Annotated in this window: 15 protein-coding genes and 1 pseudogene; 6 read left to right on the top strand and 10 right to left on the bottom strand. The window is 35.7% G+C overall.

All coding sequences use genetic code 11. From position 1 onward, the window contains the following. Positions 1 to 32: 32 nt before the first annotated feature. The 3 genes from D9780_RS17720 to D9780_RS17735 all read right to left on the bottom strand — a co-directional run bounded on the left by D9780_RS17720 (position 33) and on the right by D9780_RS17735 (position 2,327). A complete protein-coding gene (locus D9780_RS17720) occupies positions 33 to 545 on the bottom strand; it encodes a hypothetical protein (RefSeq protein WP_121641047.1) in 513 nt (170 codons plus the stop codon). A gap of 690 nt (positions 546 to 1,235) precedes the next feature. Continuing rightward, a complete protein-coding gene (locus D9780_RS17730; RefSeq protein WP_121641049.1) occupies positions 1,236 to 1,682 on the bottom strand; it encodes a hypothetical protein in 447 nt (148 codons plus the stop codon). Positions 1,683 to 1,745: 63 nt separating this feature from the next. After that, on the bottom strand, positions 1,746 to 2,327 hold the full coding sequence (locus D9780_RS17735; protein ID WP_121641050.1) for a DUF2057 domain-containing protein: 582 nt from the start codon (positions 2,325 to 2,327) through the stop codon (positions 1,746 to 1,748). A 293-nt stretch (positions 2,328 to 2,620) separates the two neighbouring features. Here D9780_RS17735 and D9780_RS17740 point away from each other — a divergent pair, with 293 nt between their 5' ends. The 5 genes and pseudogenes from D9780_RS17740 (at position 2,621) to D9780_RS21235 (ending at position 7,314) form a co-directional block, all read left to right on the top strand. Continuing rightward, entirely contained in the window at positions 2,621 to 4,114 is a 1,494-nt protein-coding gene (locus D9780_RS17740) for an aldehyde dehydrogenase family protein (protein WP_121641051.1), read from the top strand. A 496-nt stretch (positions 4,115 to 4,610) separates the two neighbouring features. Further along, positions 4,611 to 5,801 carry a coenzyme F420-0:L-glutamate ligase gene (locus D9780_RS17745; RefSeq protein ID WP_121641052.1) on the top strand — a complete coding sequence of 397 codons (1,191 nt, stop codon included), beginning with the start codon at positions 4,611 to 4,613 and terminating at the stop codon, positions 5,799 to 5,801. 313 nt (positions 5,802 to 6,114) lie between these two features. Next, positions 6,115 to 6,413, top strand: a pseudogene (locus D9780_RS21485) (IS30 family transposase); the annotation flags it as partial. A gap of 178 nt (positions 6,414 to 6,591) precedes the next feature. Continuing rightward, on the top strand, positions 6,592 to 7,155 hold the full coding sequence (locus D9780_RS17755) for a hypothetical protein (RefSeq protein WP_121641053.1): 564 nt from the start codon (positions 6,592 to 6,594) through the stop codon (positions 7,153 to 7,155). Between the two features lie 15 nt (positions 7,156 to 7,170). After that, positions 7,171 to 7,314, top strand: a complete 144-nt coding sequence (locus tag D9780_RS21235) for a hypothetical protein (RefSeq protein WP_162985922.1) — start codon at positions 7,171 to 7,173, stop codon at positions 7,312 to 7,314. 287 nt (positions 7,315 to 7,601) lie between these two features. On the opposite strand, the gene D9780_RS17760 is transcribed toward D9780_RS21235, so the two are convergent. The 6 genes from D9780_RS17760 to D9780_RS17785 all read right to left on the bottom strand — a co-directional run bounded on the left by D9780_RS17760 (position 7,602) and on the right by D9780_RS17785 (position 14,651). Further along, entirely contained in the window at positions 7,602 to 9,515 is a 1,914-nt protein-coding gene (locus tag D9780_RS17760; RefSeq protein WP_121641054.1) for a 3'-5' exonuclease, read from the bottom strand. Positions 9,516 to 9,759: 244 nt separating this feature from the next. After that, a complete protein-coding gene (locus D9780_RS17765) occupies positions 9,760 to 9,930 on the bottom strand; it encodes a FeoB-associated Cys-rich membrane protein (RefSeq protein WP_121641055.1) in 171 nt (56 codons plus the stop codon). Between the two features lie 318 nt (positions 9,931 to 10,248). Continuing rightward, complete coding sequence (locus D9780_RS17770; RefSeq protein ID WP_121638963.1) at positions 10,249 to 11,472, bottom strand: ISL3 family transposase; 1,224 nt, start codon at positions 11,470 to 11,472, stop codon at positions 10,249 to 10,251. A 49-nt stretch (positions 11,473 to 11,521) separates the two neighbouring features. Next, positions 11,522 to 13,525, bottom strand: a complete 2,004-nt coding sequence (gene feoB, locus D9780_RS17775) for a ferrous iron transport protein B (protein ID WP_121641056.1) — start codon at positions 13,523 to 13,525, stop codon at positions 11,522 to 11,524. Between the two features lie 3 nt (positions 13,526 to 13,528). Further along, on the bottom strand, positions 13,529 to 13,750 hold the full coding sequence (locus D9780_RS17780; protein WP_101933159.1) for a FeoA family protein: 222 nt from the start codon (positions 13,748 to 13,750) through the stop codon (positions 13,529 to 13,531). Positions 13,751 to 14,198: 448 nt separating this feature from the next. Next, positions 14,199 to 14,651 (bottom strand): GNAT family N-acetyltransferase, encoded by a 453-nt coding sequence (locus D9780_RS17785; RefSeq protein WP_073013184.1) that lies wholly within the window; start codon positions 14,649 to 14,651, stop codon positions 14,199 to 14,201. A gap of 290 nt (positions 14,652 to 14,941) precedes the next feature. Between D9780_RS17785 and D9780_RS21305 the strand changes: the two genes are divergently transcribed. After that, positions 14,942 to 15,526, top strand: coding sequence for a hypothetical protein (locus tag D9780_RS21305; protein WP_205601098.1), 585 nt, complete (start codon positions 14,942 to 14,944; stop codon positions 15,524 to 15,526). A gap of 348 nt (positions 15,527 to 15,874) precedes the next feature. Here D9780_RS21305 and D9780_RS17795 read toward each other — a convergent pair whose 3' ends face one another. Next, positions 15,875 to 16,357, bottom strand: coding sequence for a GNAT family N-acetyltransferase (locus D9780_RS17795; RefSeq protein WP_121641057.1), 483 nt, complete (start codon positions 16,355 to 16,357; stop codon positions 15,875 to 15,877). Between the last annotated feature and the right edge of the window lie 144 nt (positions 16,358 to 16,501).

Below are 16,501 nucleotides of genomic sequence, written 5' to 3' on the forward strand. Positions count from 1 at the left end.
GAACTGACCTGCTAACCACGATAATTTCTAGCTTATCTCATGAAATCTTCCGCATTTCCCCAAAGCATGGCATCTGTCTCATAATGAGCAAGCACATCTTTAATTTCCTCAATGGCTTCACGTTCATATTTTTTTCTTACATGTTCCGGAATCCTAGGATTTCCATACCCTTTTAACGCTTCCTCGTATTGGTCAACAAGTGCCATTAAGGTTCCAGATAAAAGCAAATCAGAGTTCATCAGGGAAGCTAATTGGTTTACCTCATTTATGATAGATTTCGCATTCGCATCATTCCAATTATGATAAACGAGACCTAATAATATTTGAATAGATAGAGCCCCCTTATATCCATGTGAAATTTGACTTAATAACTCAATCGCTCTCCCTCTATCTTTGGTTAACGATAGGTCAAAAAAGGCAAAAGGGATATCCTTAACATCATTTTTTTCAATGTAATGATCCACCCAATGAATAACCTCCTCCACAGTAAAAAAGTGAATGAGTAATCCAAGTCTATAAACATCAGCAATTATTTTTTGTTCCATTGCAACACCTACTTATATATAATTTTGGACACATACAGTTATAAGTTACCATACATCCATTGCGTCTTTTCTAGTTCATTCCCTACGTTTCATGATTAGAAGTAAGGAAATAATTAGTGTGACTATAGGAAAAGTAATATTCCAGCTAGATAAATTAGCTCCATATAGTATCAACTCCAATAAAATGTTTGCTAATAATGTAGCAATAACTCCTAGCATAATTTTTTTAGTTATCCATACCACTAATAGCCCCAGGGATATAACAATAAAAGGTATGATGACTAGTTTTGTAATAAAAACGGGTCCATTCCTTCATATACCATCAAATAGAATCCTCTCTTTCTTCCATGACAATTAGGTGCTACTGCCTTTTTAAATATACAACATTTTCCAACAGAAAACATTCCTTAGAACAACTTGGCTGTCAGATTTTGTTTTTTCCCATACTATAATTCATAAAACTTTTATGCTTTCTTATAGTGGAACAAAGATGCAAGCGCCCGTTTAGCAATGTAGCGAATGGAACGAATGAGCGAAGATAAAGGAATTACAGTGAGGGACGAATAGATGATAACATATCCTAAGGGGAAGTAGCGGTTTAAGTTAATAAACATAAGTAAAAAGCCACTCTTAAATAAAGTGACTTTTTACTTATCTTACTTTAAATACACTTAAATTATGGCTTTATAACTATTCATAATTAAGTGAGCTAACTATTTCTAAAAGTTTGTTTTCCCCTATTATTTCATACGATGTACCATCAATCCATAGAATATCCTCTAAGCCAAGTATCAAATCATAATTAGAGTGATTTGTTTTAATGGAAATGAAATAACCAACATCGGGGTTTTCATCTTTCCTATTTAATTTCATATCAGTAACGTCCTTTATGAGCTTATCTATTTTTTCTTCATCATCAATTTGTATGTATTCATATTCTTGTGAATTTCCATTATTCGGTGTATGTATTCGTCTTATGTCAATGTATCGTATTACTTCTCCACCTTCTAAGTTATTAATATCTTCCATCGTGTCAGAAAGAATCTCTCCAAACGTAAAAGTTGTAGGTCTTATAAAAGTAAAATAAGAGGCTACCGCTATTATAATCACCATTAGCACTACAATGATTTTTTTCATTTTAAATGCTCCTTTACATAAAAAGGTACTGTATAACCATATACAATATTTTTTATTGGAATTTTAACACAATTCAATCGAACCTGAGGGTGTTAACGCTCGAATTGGTGTATAGTTGTTATAAACAACAAATCTCACCCTTGAACTATCTGACATTTCATACACAAGAAAGGTCACCCTTACTTCAAGTTGTGAGAAGCTATCGTTATTAACAAATTGCTCAACAATATTATTAGTAGCATTAGTACCGTCCAAAATAATCTGAGCCTGCCCCTCTAGCTCCGAATTAGAACTACTTGTGATAATTCCTGCAATTGAAGCTACAGCACTTGAGACTGTCCATCCCGCAGCTCCAAAAAGTAACGAATTTGCAGTTCCTGGTATACCACTTATTGCATCCAAAATAGATGGTTCTGATAGTTGATTATTAATAGCAGTATACCCGTCTAGATTAAAGTATCCACGTTCTGAAAATCGGCTTCTGTACCAGTTAATGCCCCTGATTATAAACCGACGCCATAAATAACACCCCTTCTTATTTTTTTGCCATATTACTATGTATAAAAAATGTTTTAATAAAACTAAGATCCCTACTAGAATGAATTTGCTTGTTTTTAAGTATTTTCCTTCATGTTTGTCCGTCAAACTTATCTTTGTGTCACTCCATTTTTGAACAAGTTGCGCCTTTGGATAATCAAATATGAGAAGGACATACCAAATTGCCCCTTTTTTTCATTCTTTTCTTGGCAATTGTTCTCTTACCACTGCGCCCTATATTTTATACGAATTTAAAACTCTATTCCTCATAAAGAGGGTATTACCCCATATTATATCTATTTCATTCTTTCTCGTAAGCTGTTTCTTTGTAAACCGTTTCAATCCCAAGTACAATAGCTAATATAAGTAAATATTTTACAAGAGAAGGGGAGTAAAAAGTCATGAACAGCAAAGTGAACACAAAACAACTTATTGAGCCATCGTATAAATTATATATTGATGGCAAGTGGACAGAAGGCACCGAGGGAAGAAAACTAGCAAGCTATAGTCCTAGTACAGGCGAAAAACTCTCTGAAATTATTGATGCAACACACGCCGATGTCGATGCAGCAGTAGAAGCAGCGACAAAAGCATTTCAATCTTGGAAAACCGTTGGCATTGAAGAAAGAAGCAAATTACTTCTACAAATTGCTGATTTGATAGACAAAAACACAGATCATCTAGCCATGGTGGAAACGTTAGATAATGGTAAACCAATTAGAGAATCACGCGGTGCTGATGTTCCTTTATGCGCTGACCATTTCCGCTATTTCGCTGGCGTTATTCGTTCTGAAGAAGGAACTGCCAAAGAGCTAGATAATGATACATTAACGTTAACGCTAAAAGAACCAATTGGAGTAGTTGGGCAAATTATTCCATGGAACTTCCCATTACTAATGGCGGCGTGGAAAATCGCTCCAGCCATTGCAGCAGGGAATACGGTTATTATTCATCCATCTTCCTCTACGTCCCTTAGTTTATTAGAATTGGCTAAGTTACTAGACCAAGTGTTACCAGCAGGCGTCGTCAATGTGATTACCGGTAGAGGTGCTGATTCGGGTGATTATATGCTTCACCACGAGGGGATTAGCAAATTAGCCTTTACAGGATCAACAGAAGTCGGTTATACCGTAGCCAAAGCAGCCGCTGACCGTTTAGTGCCATCGACATTAGAACTAGGTGGAAAGTCGGCCAATATTTTCTTTAATGATGCGCCATGGGAACGAGCGATTGAAGGTGCACAATCAGGCATTTTATTTAACCAAGGACAAGTATGTAGCGCTGGATCACGTATTTTCGTTCAAGAAGGCATTTATGATAAATTTGTCAGCGAACTAAAAGAAGCGTTTGAAAATATTAAAGTTGGACTACCGTGGGAAGATGGCGTGCAAATGGGGGCACAAATCAACCAAAAACAGCTAGATAAAATTTTACAATATGTAGAAATTGGCCAGCAAGAAGGTGCTAAACTCATTACAGGTGGTTACCAAATAAAAGAGAATGGTATGGAAAATGGCGTTTTCATGGCACCAACTATTCTTGCTGATGCAGATAACAATATGCGTATCTCTCAAGAGGAAATCTTCGGACCTGTAGCTACGGTGATTAAATTTAAAACCGAAGAAGAAGTAATCCGTTTAGCCAATGACTCCGAATACGGTCTTGGTGGTGGCGTATGGACAAGAGATTTAAATACTGCCTTGCGGGTAGCTCGTAAAGTAGAGACAGGTCGCATGTGGGTGAACCAATATACGAACTTCTCCGCTGGCGCTCCATTTGGCGGTTATAAAAAATCAGGTATTGGTCGTGAAACGTATAAAAGCGTACTCGACGCATATACCCAAACAAAAAACATTTTCATTAGCATGAAAGAAGAAAAAGACGGACTCTATTAATCTTTTGAAATCTGTGGCAATAAGCAAGCTGCTTATTAGCCGCAGCTTTTTTGCATTAAAACAAATACTATCCATAAGAATGGACTTTCTAACACGATAGAAAATGACAATATATAGGGTCTAACATAAAAGCAAAATAAAGGCTGCACCATAACCCGTCTTCTTTATGTAAAAAGCCACAATAACTCAAACGTCAAAACAAACACCTAGCCTAAGATTTTTACATGACGGCTTTATATAATACAAAAAGAACTTTCGCCATAAAAAATGGCGGAAAATCTACCTTTTCTAATATGAACTGTTCTTACAGATCCCCCCAAAACACCCTTTCCTTCCGAAAGCAGATTGGCAATAAACACGATCATTCTAGCAATTTTTCTGTTTAACATTCGCTTTTAACGAACATTTGTATACATTTGTTTTACTTCTTACCCTTTATTCATGTATATTACTAATAGAATGTTTTATTTTAGTTATTCTTTAAGGAGCGATTAAATTGGAAAGAGTAGTCGGAACAGTTGTTAGAGGACTTCGTTGCCCCATTATAAATGAAGGAGACAATATTGAAGAAATTGTTGTCGATAGCGTATTGAACGCCTCCAAGGTGGAAGGTTTTCCAATAAATGATAAGGATATTATTACAGTTACGGAATCCGTCGTAGCACGTGCGCAAGGGAATTATGCATCAATCGACCATATTGCTACAGATGTTCAAGCCAAATTTGGCGACGAGGCAATTGGCGTTATATTTCCTATTTTAAGCAGAAATCGTTTTGCTATTTGTCTACGTGGTATTGCCAAAGGCGCTAAAAAAATTGTCTTAATGCTGAACTACCCTTCTGATGAAGTAGGAAACCATTTAGTAGATATTGATATGCTGGATGAAAAAGGGGTAAATCCTTGGACAGATGTGTTAACAGAAGAACAATTCCGCGACCTTTTTGGTCATCAAAAGCATACATTTACTGGTATTGACTATATCGATTATTATAAATCCATTGTGGAAGAGTATGGCATTGAATGCGACGTTATTTTCGCCAATGACCCTAAAACCATTTTAAATTACACGAAAAGTGTACTCAGCTGTGATATTCATTCACGTTTTAGAACGAAAAGAATTTTAACAGCTCAAGGCGCTGACAAAGTTTACAGTCTGGATGACATCTTAAAAGATTCTATTGACGGCATTGGTTATAATGAAGCATATGGACTATTAGGGTCTAATAAATCTACTGAAAATACCGTTAAGCTTTTCCCTAGAAATTGTCAACCTGTAGTCGATAAGATTCAACAGATGCTTAAGGAGAAAACTGGGAAAGATGTAGAAGTGATGGTATACGGAGATGGTGCATTTAAAGATCCTGTAGGAAAGATTTGGGAACTTGCTGATCCTGTTGTCTCACCTGCTTATACATCTGGACTTGAAGGTACGCCAAACGAGGTGAAATTAAAATATCTTGCGGATAATAATTTTGCCGACTTAAAAGGAGAAGCACTTCAAGAAGCGATTAACAACTATATTGAAAATAAAGGCGAAGATCTTGTTGGTTCCATGGAAACACAAGGAACAACGCCGAGAAAGCTGACAGACTTAATAGGTTCCTTATCTGACTTAACATCAGGTAGCGGTGACAAAGGAACACCGATTATTTACATCCAAGGCTATTTTGATAATTATACGAAATAAGGAAGGTGCCAGGTGCCAATGGTTTTTGTTGGTACCTGGATTTATTTGTTTAGAGGTTATAGCTGAAAGGGTGATCTTTCTGAACAAAATTCTAATAATTACATCTGTTCTCTTTTTTTATGATTATACTATTAGGGGATGCTTTATGAATGGATCATCCAGTTCTATAGATTGAATGTTTTTAAAGTTCGAGTTTCACCTCTTTAATGCTAGGTACCATCTAGTTTTTCGTTCTACAAATGTGGAGAAGCATCCCTTGCTTTTGCAGCGGCTAGAGACAACACTATCAAGCTATTCGAACAGTGCATGACGATTACCCGATGGTGCATTTCAAACCGTCACAGTAGATAGAAGTAAAGAATTCGCTTGTTATAGCTCCATTGAACAAGAAACGGACATTCATGTATATTTTGCGCAACTCATGGCAGCGTGGTAGCAATGAGAATACAAATAGTTTATAAGAGAGCTTTTCCCTAAGAAAACCGATTTGTCTAAGTCTTAGATGCAGAACTACAAAAAGCATTAGTACGAATAAACAATAGACCTAGAAAATGTTTAAATTGGAAAACTACACACGAAACGTTTCAAGAAGAACTGTTGCACTTAATTTAACAAACTGTCCTACATTAAAAATGAAAATAAATAAATATTGAAAATAAACTGTTTTTGATAAAAACAAATAAATGGTTGATGTATTTATAAAATATTATGAATTATTTATGCAACATTGTTAAAATTTACTTTTTATTGTTATAATGTAAATTATTAACTATTAAAAGGAGTGAGTTTAATGATCAAAAAAATGATATGTTCGGTTGTTGCCACAATAACTCTACTAATTTCTATTGGGGGGACTCCCATTTCTGCTACTGAACAAAGTAATGAGATGAAAAATGTAGAATATGTAAAAGTTGATCAAGAATTAGTTGATAAAGCTAAAGAATTAGAGTACAAAATTGATAAATATGTTACTGTTACAGATGAAGGTTTATTGCAATTAGACCCAGTAGTCGAGGATAAATACGGAAAAGAACTTTATAAATTCTTTTTATATGGAGTTTATATGAATAACGATCGAATTATAAAAGGAGAACTCGTTGCTTCAAATAATGGTGTTCTCTCCAACCAAAACGGCTTACAAAATGATATAGATGCACCAATAATGGCTGCAAGTGGTTGTTCATGGTCTAATTATGGAAAAAGTCTCATTGGAGGTGCTACTACTGGAGCTATTACAGGTGGTGTTAGTGGCGCTGTAGCTGGCGGTGTTGGAGCTGGACCTGGCGCAGCAGTCGGTGCTATTGGCGGGTTTGCAGCCGGTGGGGTGAAATACTTCGGTACTTGTTGGTGGTAAGAAAGGGGAGGCTATATGTTGACCAAAAAAAATCAAAATGATAAAGATAATGAGATTACTTTTACTAAACGTAAATTCTACATTTTCATAGGACTAATTATAGGATTAACTATAGTAGTTTATGGGGTAGTTGAACAAGCAATGGAAAGATTTTTTTAAATAATTAAATGGCAAGCTTATTAGATCAGTATAATGCAAGTCTATTTTACAGTATTTTTTTATAGTGTTTTGCATAAATAATCTATTAACTCTAAATAAGCTTTCTTCATTTATTGTTATAATTCATGTACACCTATCTATATTTCATGTCTATTTAATCACAAAGATACAATACTTGGGATATACTACACCCCTAAAGTTCAAGTGACTTTAGGGGTGTTTTGTATGTTGTCATAACCAATCATGGATACGGTGTAAAAAATGTTTATTATGTTCCTATTTCACTTTTACGAACCATACTTATTCATGAATTGATTTTCCGCTGTTGCTTGCCTTGTTTCCAAAATATGATCAAAGTAGGTCGTGTATGCGGATTCACCACTATAAGAAATCATCAAATGCTCAATTGCACGCGTCATCCCTATATACATCAAAGCTGCTTCTCTATTTTTATCTTCCTCTAAAGCAAACGGTGTATTATCTGCATTTACAATAAACACCGCTTGAAAATCCAGTCCTTTGCTACTATCAAACGTTGATATTTTTACAGAACCGTCGTTTTTCCTGTAGGTACGTTTAGATTCCTGGCTCTCTGTTACCCATGTATAAGGAATTTGATACTGTTTCAACGTGTTTTTCAACGTGTTCACAATATCTATTTTATGTGTTCGTTTTACCCGATATAAAATAAGCATTTCTTCATATGGAACGTTCTTTTCTTGATGGAGTGCCATCATTTTCTTGGCTACCATTCGTGTTTCTTCTTGCCAGCTATTGGCTCGTACAATTATGGGCTCAGGACCTTTACGTCGAGTACTTTGTGGAGGAATAATTTCTTGTCCTTCCACGGTACCCGTAACAACTTTGTTTGAAGCTGCATGTGTTTGATAAAAATCCCAGGCGAACTGAATAATTTGCGATGTATTACGGTAATTGATTTGCAAAATTTTAGAACGACCTCTAAAATCAAGCCCTGTATTTTGCAAGTAATTTCTCCCCCGCTGATAGATCGTTTGTGCACGATCTTCCACTAACAACATGGAATACGTATCTTCATTCAATAAGAGGCTAACCAGTTTCAACCAATCAGCTTCAAAATCTTGCCCCTCATCAATGAGTACTGCCTCATACTTAGGAAGAATCGTCTCCTTATTTTTTAACTTCTCTATAATGGTAGGAAGTTGCGCTTCAGATATATGTAAATCTTTTTTCAACCACTCATGGAAGTTCCTTACCGTGATACCTTGCATCCGATCCTCAGGTTCTAAAGTTGCTTCAAATAAATCCGTCGGTTCTTCCATTTTTGCACGCACCATCGATTCAATTGAACGTGAAAGAGAAATATTATAACAAAGAATCAAAATATTCCAGTCTGGATGTTGTTGCTTTATTAGTCTTGCCCGACTTGCTAAAATCAATGTTTTACCACTACCAGCTACGCCTCTAATTAAACGATTTTTATCCCCTAATTGCTTGGCTAACTTTTCTTGATGTAAATCCATTGTTTCTAAATTATGTAAAGAAAGCAATAACTGGTCTCGATACGGAGCTGCTTGTTTGAACTCACGGCTAATTCGCACTTCTGGAAACAGATGATAACGAATTGCATTGATTTCTTCACTAGATAAAGGGTCCCTTAAACGAAAAGATATAATAAACATGTTCATCAATTTTTCTATTAATAAATCTTCTGAAAATTCATCTTGGTCTGGATCTATTTCTTCACGAGTTAATAGAAAGTTCGGATCTATCACTTCGTAAAGGTCTGTTTTGATACATTGCTTCTGACTTAACCGTGTAAAAACAGTCCCAAACCCACAAGGAAACTTCAAATTTCCTTGATATTTCCCCTCTTGTTGTGTTAAATTTTTGTCTTTTCTTAATAAGTTCTGCACAGCAAACATGTAATCTTTCGCTTGTTTTAAGGGCGACTTGACAGTTACTACCCCGTCATTTTTGCTATTAATAATCCATTCTTCTTGCGTAAGACGATGTAGCGTATTAACGGTATAATCTTTCACTTCTAAAACAAGCAAGCCCAAATAAGGCCCAATAATAAGGAAATCTGGTCTTTTTCCGTTAATTTCAGGTTCATAATAAACAATGTAATCATCATCGAGGTATTCTTTTAACGTATGAAAAAGAATACGCTCTCCTGCAGTAGCTGAGCTTCGAATTGATTCCGGTATGGTAATGGCCACATGCTTCTCCCCCTTATCTTTTCCACATAGGTAATATGTACTATACTATCATTAATTGGATAATTTAGGAATACCAAGGAAAGGGATATTGAATTTATTATAAAAATCCTTATCTCGTGTAGTCTATCTCGAAATAAGGACTTTTTATCACTATATTCTTTTGACAGCAGCAAACATTTCTAAACTGTTCATTACCACTTTTTACCATATACATGTAAAAACGTTACAATTGCCGAAAGAACATCTATTTCATCTCCGTCATAGAAGTGGATTCCGTTTCAGAGCAAGAACCGCTACATGACTTATGGAGCGGACAAGCTGCACACTTTCCTTGTTTGCTTTTTTTAATATGGCGAACCATCATCCAACCCGCATAACCAAATATAATTAAACCAAGGGAGATATTTACGATCATGAATTGCGCCTCCTTTTTTAAAAGAATAGTCCTCCAATTTGATAGATGACAAGGGAAATGAGGCTCTTCGCTAAATACGATGAAATAGCATAAAACACAGTTTAATAGCTTCTATAAAATCTATGAAAAAACCAAATCAAAACCGGACAAGGGAACGGATTTAATTGCTTCGCTCCACAATCACCACCTGATACAAGTCCAATTAAGCAACATCTTATTCGATGTATAATTTTCTTTCTAGGTGGTATCCTAAGTATTGGACAAGGGAACGGGTTTGGTTGCGAGCGACACATGACTCCATACTGATACCTGTTCTTTTTATTTGATGGAAAAGTCTAGTTTCCCAGCAAGAAGATACACCATAGCTACAATATTTTTATCAGACCGGTACCCTCTTGCCTTTCGTTTAGCCGTCTGGAACAAGCTGTTAATACCCTCTAAAATACCATTATTTAATTGCGATTGAAACCATTGAACTACACCATCAAAATGCTTTTTTAACGTCTTTGCCAGCTTTATCATTGGTTCTAGTCGAGATCGTAATCCCCATTGTATCCAGTCTTCCAATACCATAGGAGCGATGGGAGCAGGGTATTGATAAATTTCTTGCAAACAAAGTCGCATACGATAAGCTTTGGCAGTATCTAATTCTGTATCTTTCAGTTTATCCAGCATGGCTTTTTGTTTCTTCGTTAAATTTTCTTCATTTTTCAACCAAGCATAACGGGTATTTTTGAGCTCAGCACATGTCTTACGCTCGTTGCGACGAACTTCGTCTACAGCTTTGTTAGCCTCTTGAATCACATGAAATTTATCAAAAGTGATAGAGGCTTCCGGAAAATAGTCAGAGGCGCCTTTAATAAAAGCAGGTGACATATCCATGCAGACTTCTGTTATATTTTTCGCATGACCACCTTGTTCTTCTAGGCGTTCTTTACACGTTTTCCATGTAGCAGCATCTTTTCCTTTGGCAACATGAATGACATTCTTTTTATCTGAGTCCACAAATATAGTAATATATTGGTGCCCGCGCTTTGATGACGTTTCATCCGTATTAATCTTAGTAACATGAGAAAGGTCTTGATGAGCCATAGCTTGATCTACATAATGATGTAATATTCGCCATAAACGTGTATCGTGCTCCCCCACTAAGCGACTTACTGCATTCATTGGCATGTCTTTAACAAGCATCATAATCCACGCATCAAATAGCTTTGTAAAAGAAGCTCGTGGTTTTATAGCCCAAGGGATAGAAACACGACGCTTTTTTCCGCAGTTTTCACAATCTGTACGTGGGTGTTCTGCATGAATATAGCATGGGTATTCTAAAAAGTTTAAATGACGCCATGTCCGGTTGTAATCAGCAATATCAAAAAAACGTTGATTTTTAGCCCCGCACTCCGAACATGAAAATAAAGCATCTCTATCTACTTTTAAATAGACATCTAGCTGTTGCTTTATTTCATCAAATATACAGACATGGATATACCAAGGTTCTGGAATATGGAACACATTTTCAATATCCTTAATTTCTATTAACATATGAAAACCACCTAACATTTTATTTTGATAGTTTTCAGTATGTCCAACCTTATTTCATTTTAATCAGCGAAGGGGCGGAAATGATATATGCAATAACCAAGGAATAGATCACGGAAACATAGGTCCACTTTTTAGAAGCCGTTTCTTTTCTAATCGTAGCTACCGTCGCTAAGCACGGGATATACAGCAATATAAATGACATGAAGCTCAATGCAGATAACGCAGAATATTGCGTGCTTAATACGCCCGTTAGTGACGCTGTATCCGGCGCGTGATATATAATATTCATCGTGGACACAACGACTTCTTTGGCTAGAAATCCTGTCAGTAGAGAAGCCGCGGCTTGCCATGTTCCAAATCCTAATGGTTCAAAAATAGGTGCTAACACGCCACCAATGAATGCCAGAAAACTATCATCCATTTCCACATTCCATCCGTGCGGCCCTGCGTAAGTTAGTAACCATATTAAAACCGATCCAGCAAAAATAAACGTCCCTGCTTTACGGATAAATCCTTTCCCTTTTTCCCATGTACTTCTCCATAACGTTAAAGCCTGTGGTACACGGTACGGAGGCAACTCAATAACGAACACACTCTTCTCCTTTTTTAAAAATAGAAAGGAAAATATTCTTGCCATTACCATAGCTACGACAATGCCAAGCACATATAAAGAAAGAACTACTAACGCTCGATGATTCACAAAAAAGGCACCAACGAATAAAGCATATACAGGGAGCCGGGCTGAGCAAGACATTAAAGGAGTTAGCAAAATGGTTAACAGCCTTTCTTTTGGTTGTTCGATGGTACGTGCTGCCATAATTCCCGGAACATTACATCCAAAGCCGATGATCATTGGAATAAAAGCTTTTCCGTTCAGTCCAATCGATTCCATGATGCGATCCATTACCATAGCGACCCGAGCCATGTAACCAGAATCCTCTAAAAAAGAAATCAGGAAAAACATGATAAAAATTTGCGGAACAAACACGAGCACTCCGCCGACACCAGCAATAATTCCATTTAGTACTAAATCCTTTATAAAGTTAGAAGCACCAATAGCATGCAAGCCATTCTCTGTCCAAGTGGTTAATGGACCAGACATAAAGCCATCTAATACATCCGAAAGCGGTGTCCCTAGCCAATCAAACGTCAACATGAACACGACATACATAAAGAATAAGAAAATAGGCAAACCAAGAAATTTGTTTGTTACAATTCGATCAATCATATCCGTCGTAGTCGTTTTCGTTGACGAGGTGACTATTGTAGTTTGTTCCAATAAATGCGTAATGTTTTGGTCTCGCATATGATAGATGAATTGTCTTAAAGAGTGAGCATATCCGCGCTTTACCAGTTCTTCTTCCACTTCTTGCTTTATCTGTTCCAGCAAAGCTGTATTGGGCATATGCTGCGATACATAGGATATGACACGTTTATTGCCCTCTAAATATTGCACAGCCATCCATCTTTTGTTCAAGTTCATATCGTCTGGAAGAAGCTCGCTCATTTGCTCAATGATTTCTTCTAAAAACCCATAGTCTACTTTAAAAGTAGGAGTACCCGGCGATTTTTTCCTTGTATCGCTCGTTAGTTCCTTTGTTAAAAGATCACAGCCCTTACCAGTTCGAGCAATTATTGGAACTACACGAACACCCAATATATCATTTAGCTTCTTTTCATTGATTTGAATACCTCTCGATTGTGCGACATCTACCATATTCAGTCCTACGATAAGTGGCTTGCCAAATTCGATTAATTGTATCGTTAGCTGTAGATTCCGTTTTAGTTGCGAGGCATCAACAATATTTAATATTTTTTCAAATTCATCTGTTAATAAAAATTCGGTCACCACTTCTTCATCTTTAGAAAGCGGATTTAAAGAGTATATGCCAGGCAAGTCAACAAGCAAATCTGTTTGGTGGCGAAGCTTTCCTACCTTTTTTTCAATCGTTACTCCGCTCCAGTTCCCTACATATGCATAAGAACCTGTTAAATGATTAAACAGGGACGTTTTACCTGTATTCGGGTTTCCTAGTAAAGCAAACTGTGACATTTGTTAGCTCACCCCTATACGTGATGCCTCTTTACGACGTAAGCTGAGACATTGTCCACATACTTCAACCATGACAGGTCCTCCGAACGGCATGGTGCATTTCAAACAAATCTCTTGTCCTTCCACGAGCCCCATATCAATTAAGCGTTGTTTTACTATATCATTTAATTTTGTAACATCTGATACGACAGCTGTTTTACCTTGCTGTAAATCTGTGAGATTCATGATGTCGTCCTCCTATTACGCACACTATTAATAATGATAATTATTCTCAATTAATTGTATCATATAATTGAAGGGGAAAGCGAGATAATTTTAACAATTTTGTTGCTTTGTATAGAGAATGTCTAGAATTAGTGAGGGGGAGTGAGATATTTGGCCAATTAAGTGATTATTGCGGATGAATGGAGCCACTTGTGAAAAGTTTTGAACCAATCATAGCGGGGAAAAAACCACCTTTGCGGAACAGTGAGTCACTGTTTGAACTAACTCATTTGCAATAATTATTTTTAAATAATTCCACTTAGTTAAGTAAATACATTTATATGTTCAGTTTCGCTTAAATCCATTAAATTGATGGTTGTTAATTTGAGTAGAAAGTGTTCATATTGACCCAAAACGGTTCAATAGAGTTTAGCAGTTATAATCATTCACTTAAGACGCCTTACCTTCTTCAATCACATACGAACCTAGTATTATATGATTTATCAACTGTTATATCATAGCTGTTTAAAATATACTTCACACTAAGTCCTACTGATTTATATAAATTTATAGCAGCATCATTTTCGCCACTAACACATATCGTTATATCTTCAATTTCTGGATGCGAAAAAATATTATTGATTGCTCCGATTAATAAGGATTTGCCCACTCCTTCTTTTCGATATTCTTTGGCAACCGCAATATATTCAATATTAGACTCATGATGTTTCGAATTAGATTCAACATAAACATATCCTTTTATCTCATTATCATTTTTCTTTGCTAGTAACAAATTATTTGATTCATTTAATCTATTTAAAATCATGTCCCTATTAAAATATGTTTCTGGAAATACCTCTTTGTGAAGCGTTTTAAACGAAGACCTAAATTTTTTTGTATAAGATTCTATTCCTCTATCCATTTGGTTTAAGTTTTTTTTTGGTGAGCTCTAAAATTAATTCGTCTCCTCGATATTTCCCTTGATTTCTTAGCTTTTTACTTCTTTTTAGTGCAGTTCTACCAGATTTTGTAATCGCTTCATCTAGCAATAATGGGAAGAACAATTCCGAATACATACAAGACGAATATACATATTTTATTGAAGATAGTGAGTTAATAGACGAGGAATTACCAGATGAAATAATTGAACTTGAAAAAGAGATTGATAGTTATCTCAGTGGTTTTAATTATTCCGAACAAGATTTTGAGAATATGAGTGACGAAGAATTTGCAAGAGTATATGAAGATATCTATAACAGTTCTGAATTTCTAAGACTTGAAGAGAAATATAATAAAGAATACGCTAATTATGAGAAAGAACAAGAAGCTGGAATCATTATGCCTACAATAGCTCCAATCCTCGCTCCAATTGCTGCAGCAGCTGGTAGATTTGCTATACAAGCAGCCGCTAAACACGGAACTAAAGTAGCTTCTAAATATTTTGTAATGTCATCTGATACGCGTTATTTACATGTTTACGCTCAACACTCCTACCATCAGGAATCTTTAATAGTTGGTAATAGAGAAGGATTATTGGAGCTTAGAAGATTAATTGATAAGGCTCTTGTTCAAGGTACCTCTGCTAGCGGAATGTTTTTCCCTTCGGATGATGAGGGGTATGAAGTGTATGTTGGAATGGTAAATGATGAAAAGTTGTTTCGATCTTTTGAAATGCCCTATACAGAACAATTTGGCAAAAAAAATGATCATAGTATGTTCCTTAATTTGAACAATGATCCTAATGCACCTTACGATGTGTTTAAAATTTTCCAAAACACAGAAAAAGAGGAAGAGTGATTTTAATTCATCCTTCCCTGTCTTATTATAGTGTTGTATTGGATTTTGGTTTATGTTTAGAAGGAACTAAAGATCTTAAAGAATAATGTTACCCCATGCCATTTTTACCACTAGCAATGTGATAATGCCAATACCATTTTGAAGAGCCCGTTTAAATGGGATTACTCCATTATTAACTCTAAATGCGATTTGTTTGGATCGTTTATGCTGGATTTTTAGTAGTGATGTGATTTTTCCGTATCTGTTTTTTGAATTCCAATGTAACTTATAATGTTTTCCGACCCTTTTAAGTTTATTTTTAAGGTATAACCTTTCTTCTATTTACTTATTTACTTTCTAAATACCACTTTAAAAATGTCCTTTCTCTATTACATTCAAAACACACGGCTCATTTACTTGTGATTCTAACTTTTTATGTTCATCTGGAAATTGTGCTCGTACCCCGATTCTGACATAGGGGAGCTTTTCTTGGGATTTTTGAGAACGGATATTTGATAACTTTGCTCCTGCAAATACATATTTAAGATGTAATTCGGCAAATGCAGTATATAGAATTTTCGATTTTACTAATGCATTGTAACCTTTTCCCCAATATTGATGCCCAATCCAAGTCCCAATATGGCAAGTTTTATTAATGTTATTTATGTCTTTTATTGTTATTACTCCAATTAAATCTTTGTTCTCATTTAGAATAACTCTTGAATACTGCTGTCCTAAATTTTCTTGTTCTAAAATAAACTCAATGAAATCAATGGTTCCATTCAAGGAACTTTGATAATTAATAAGTCCTAATGCATCTTTTACTTGAGGTGCTGAGGTTAACGCTGACATTGATTTTGCATATGTTTTCTGGTAAAAATTCTACCATTCAAATCCCCTCAAACGTTAAGTTGGCTAGTTTTTTTACAATCTGAAACTTGTTTTGCATTGTCAATTTAGTTATAAATGCAATAGTATGAACTTTGTTATAATATA

The sequence above is a fragment of the Virgibacillus sp. Bac330 genome, assembly GCF_003667845.1.
Taxonomy (GTDB): domain Bacteria; phylum Bacillota; class Bacilli; order Bacillales; family Amphibacillaceae; genus Virgibacillus; species Virgibacillus chiguensis.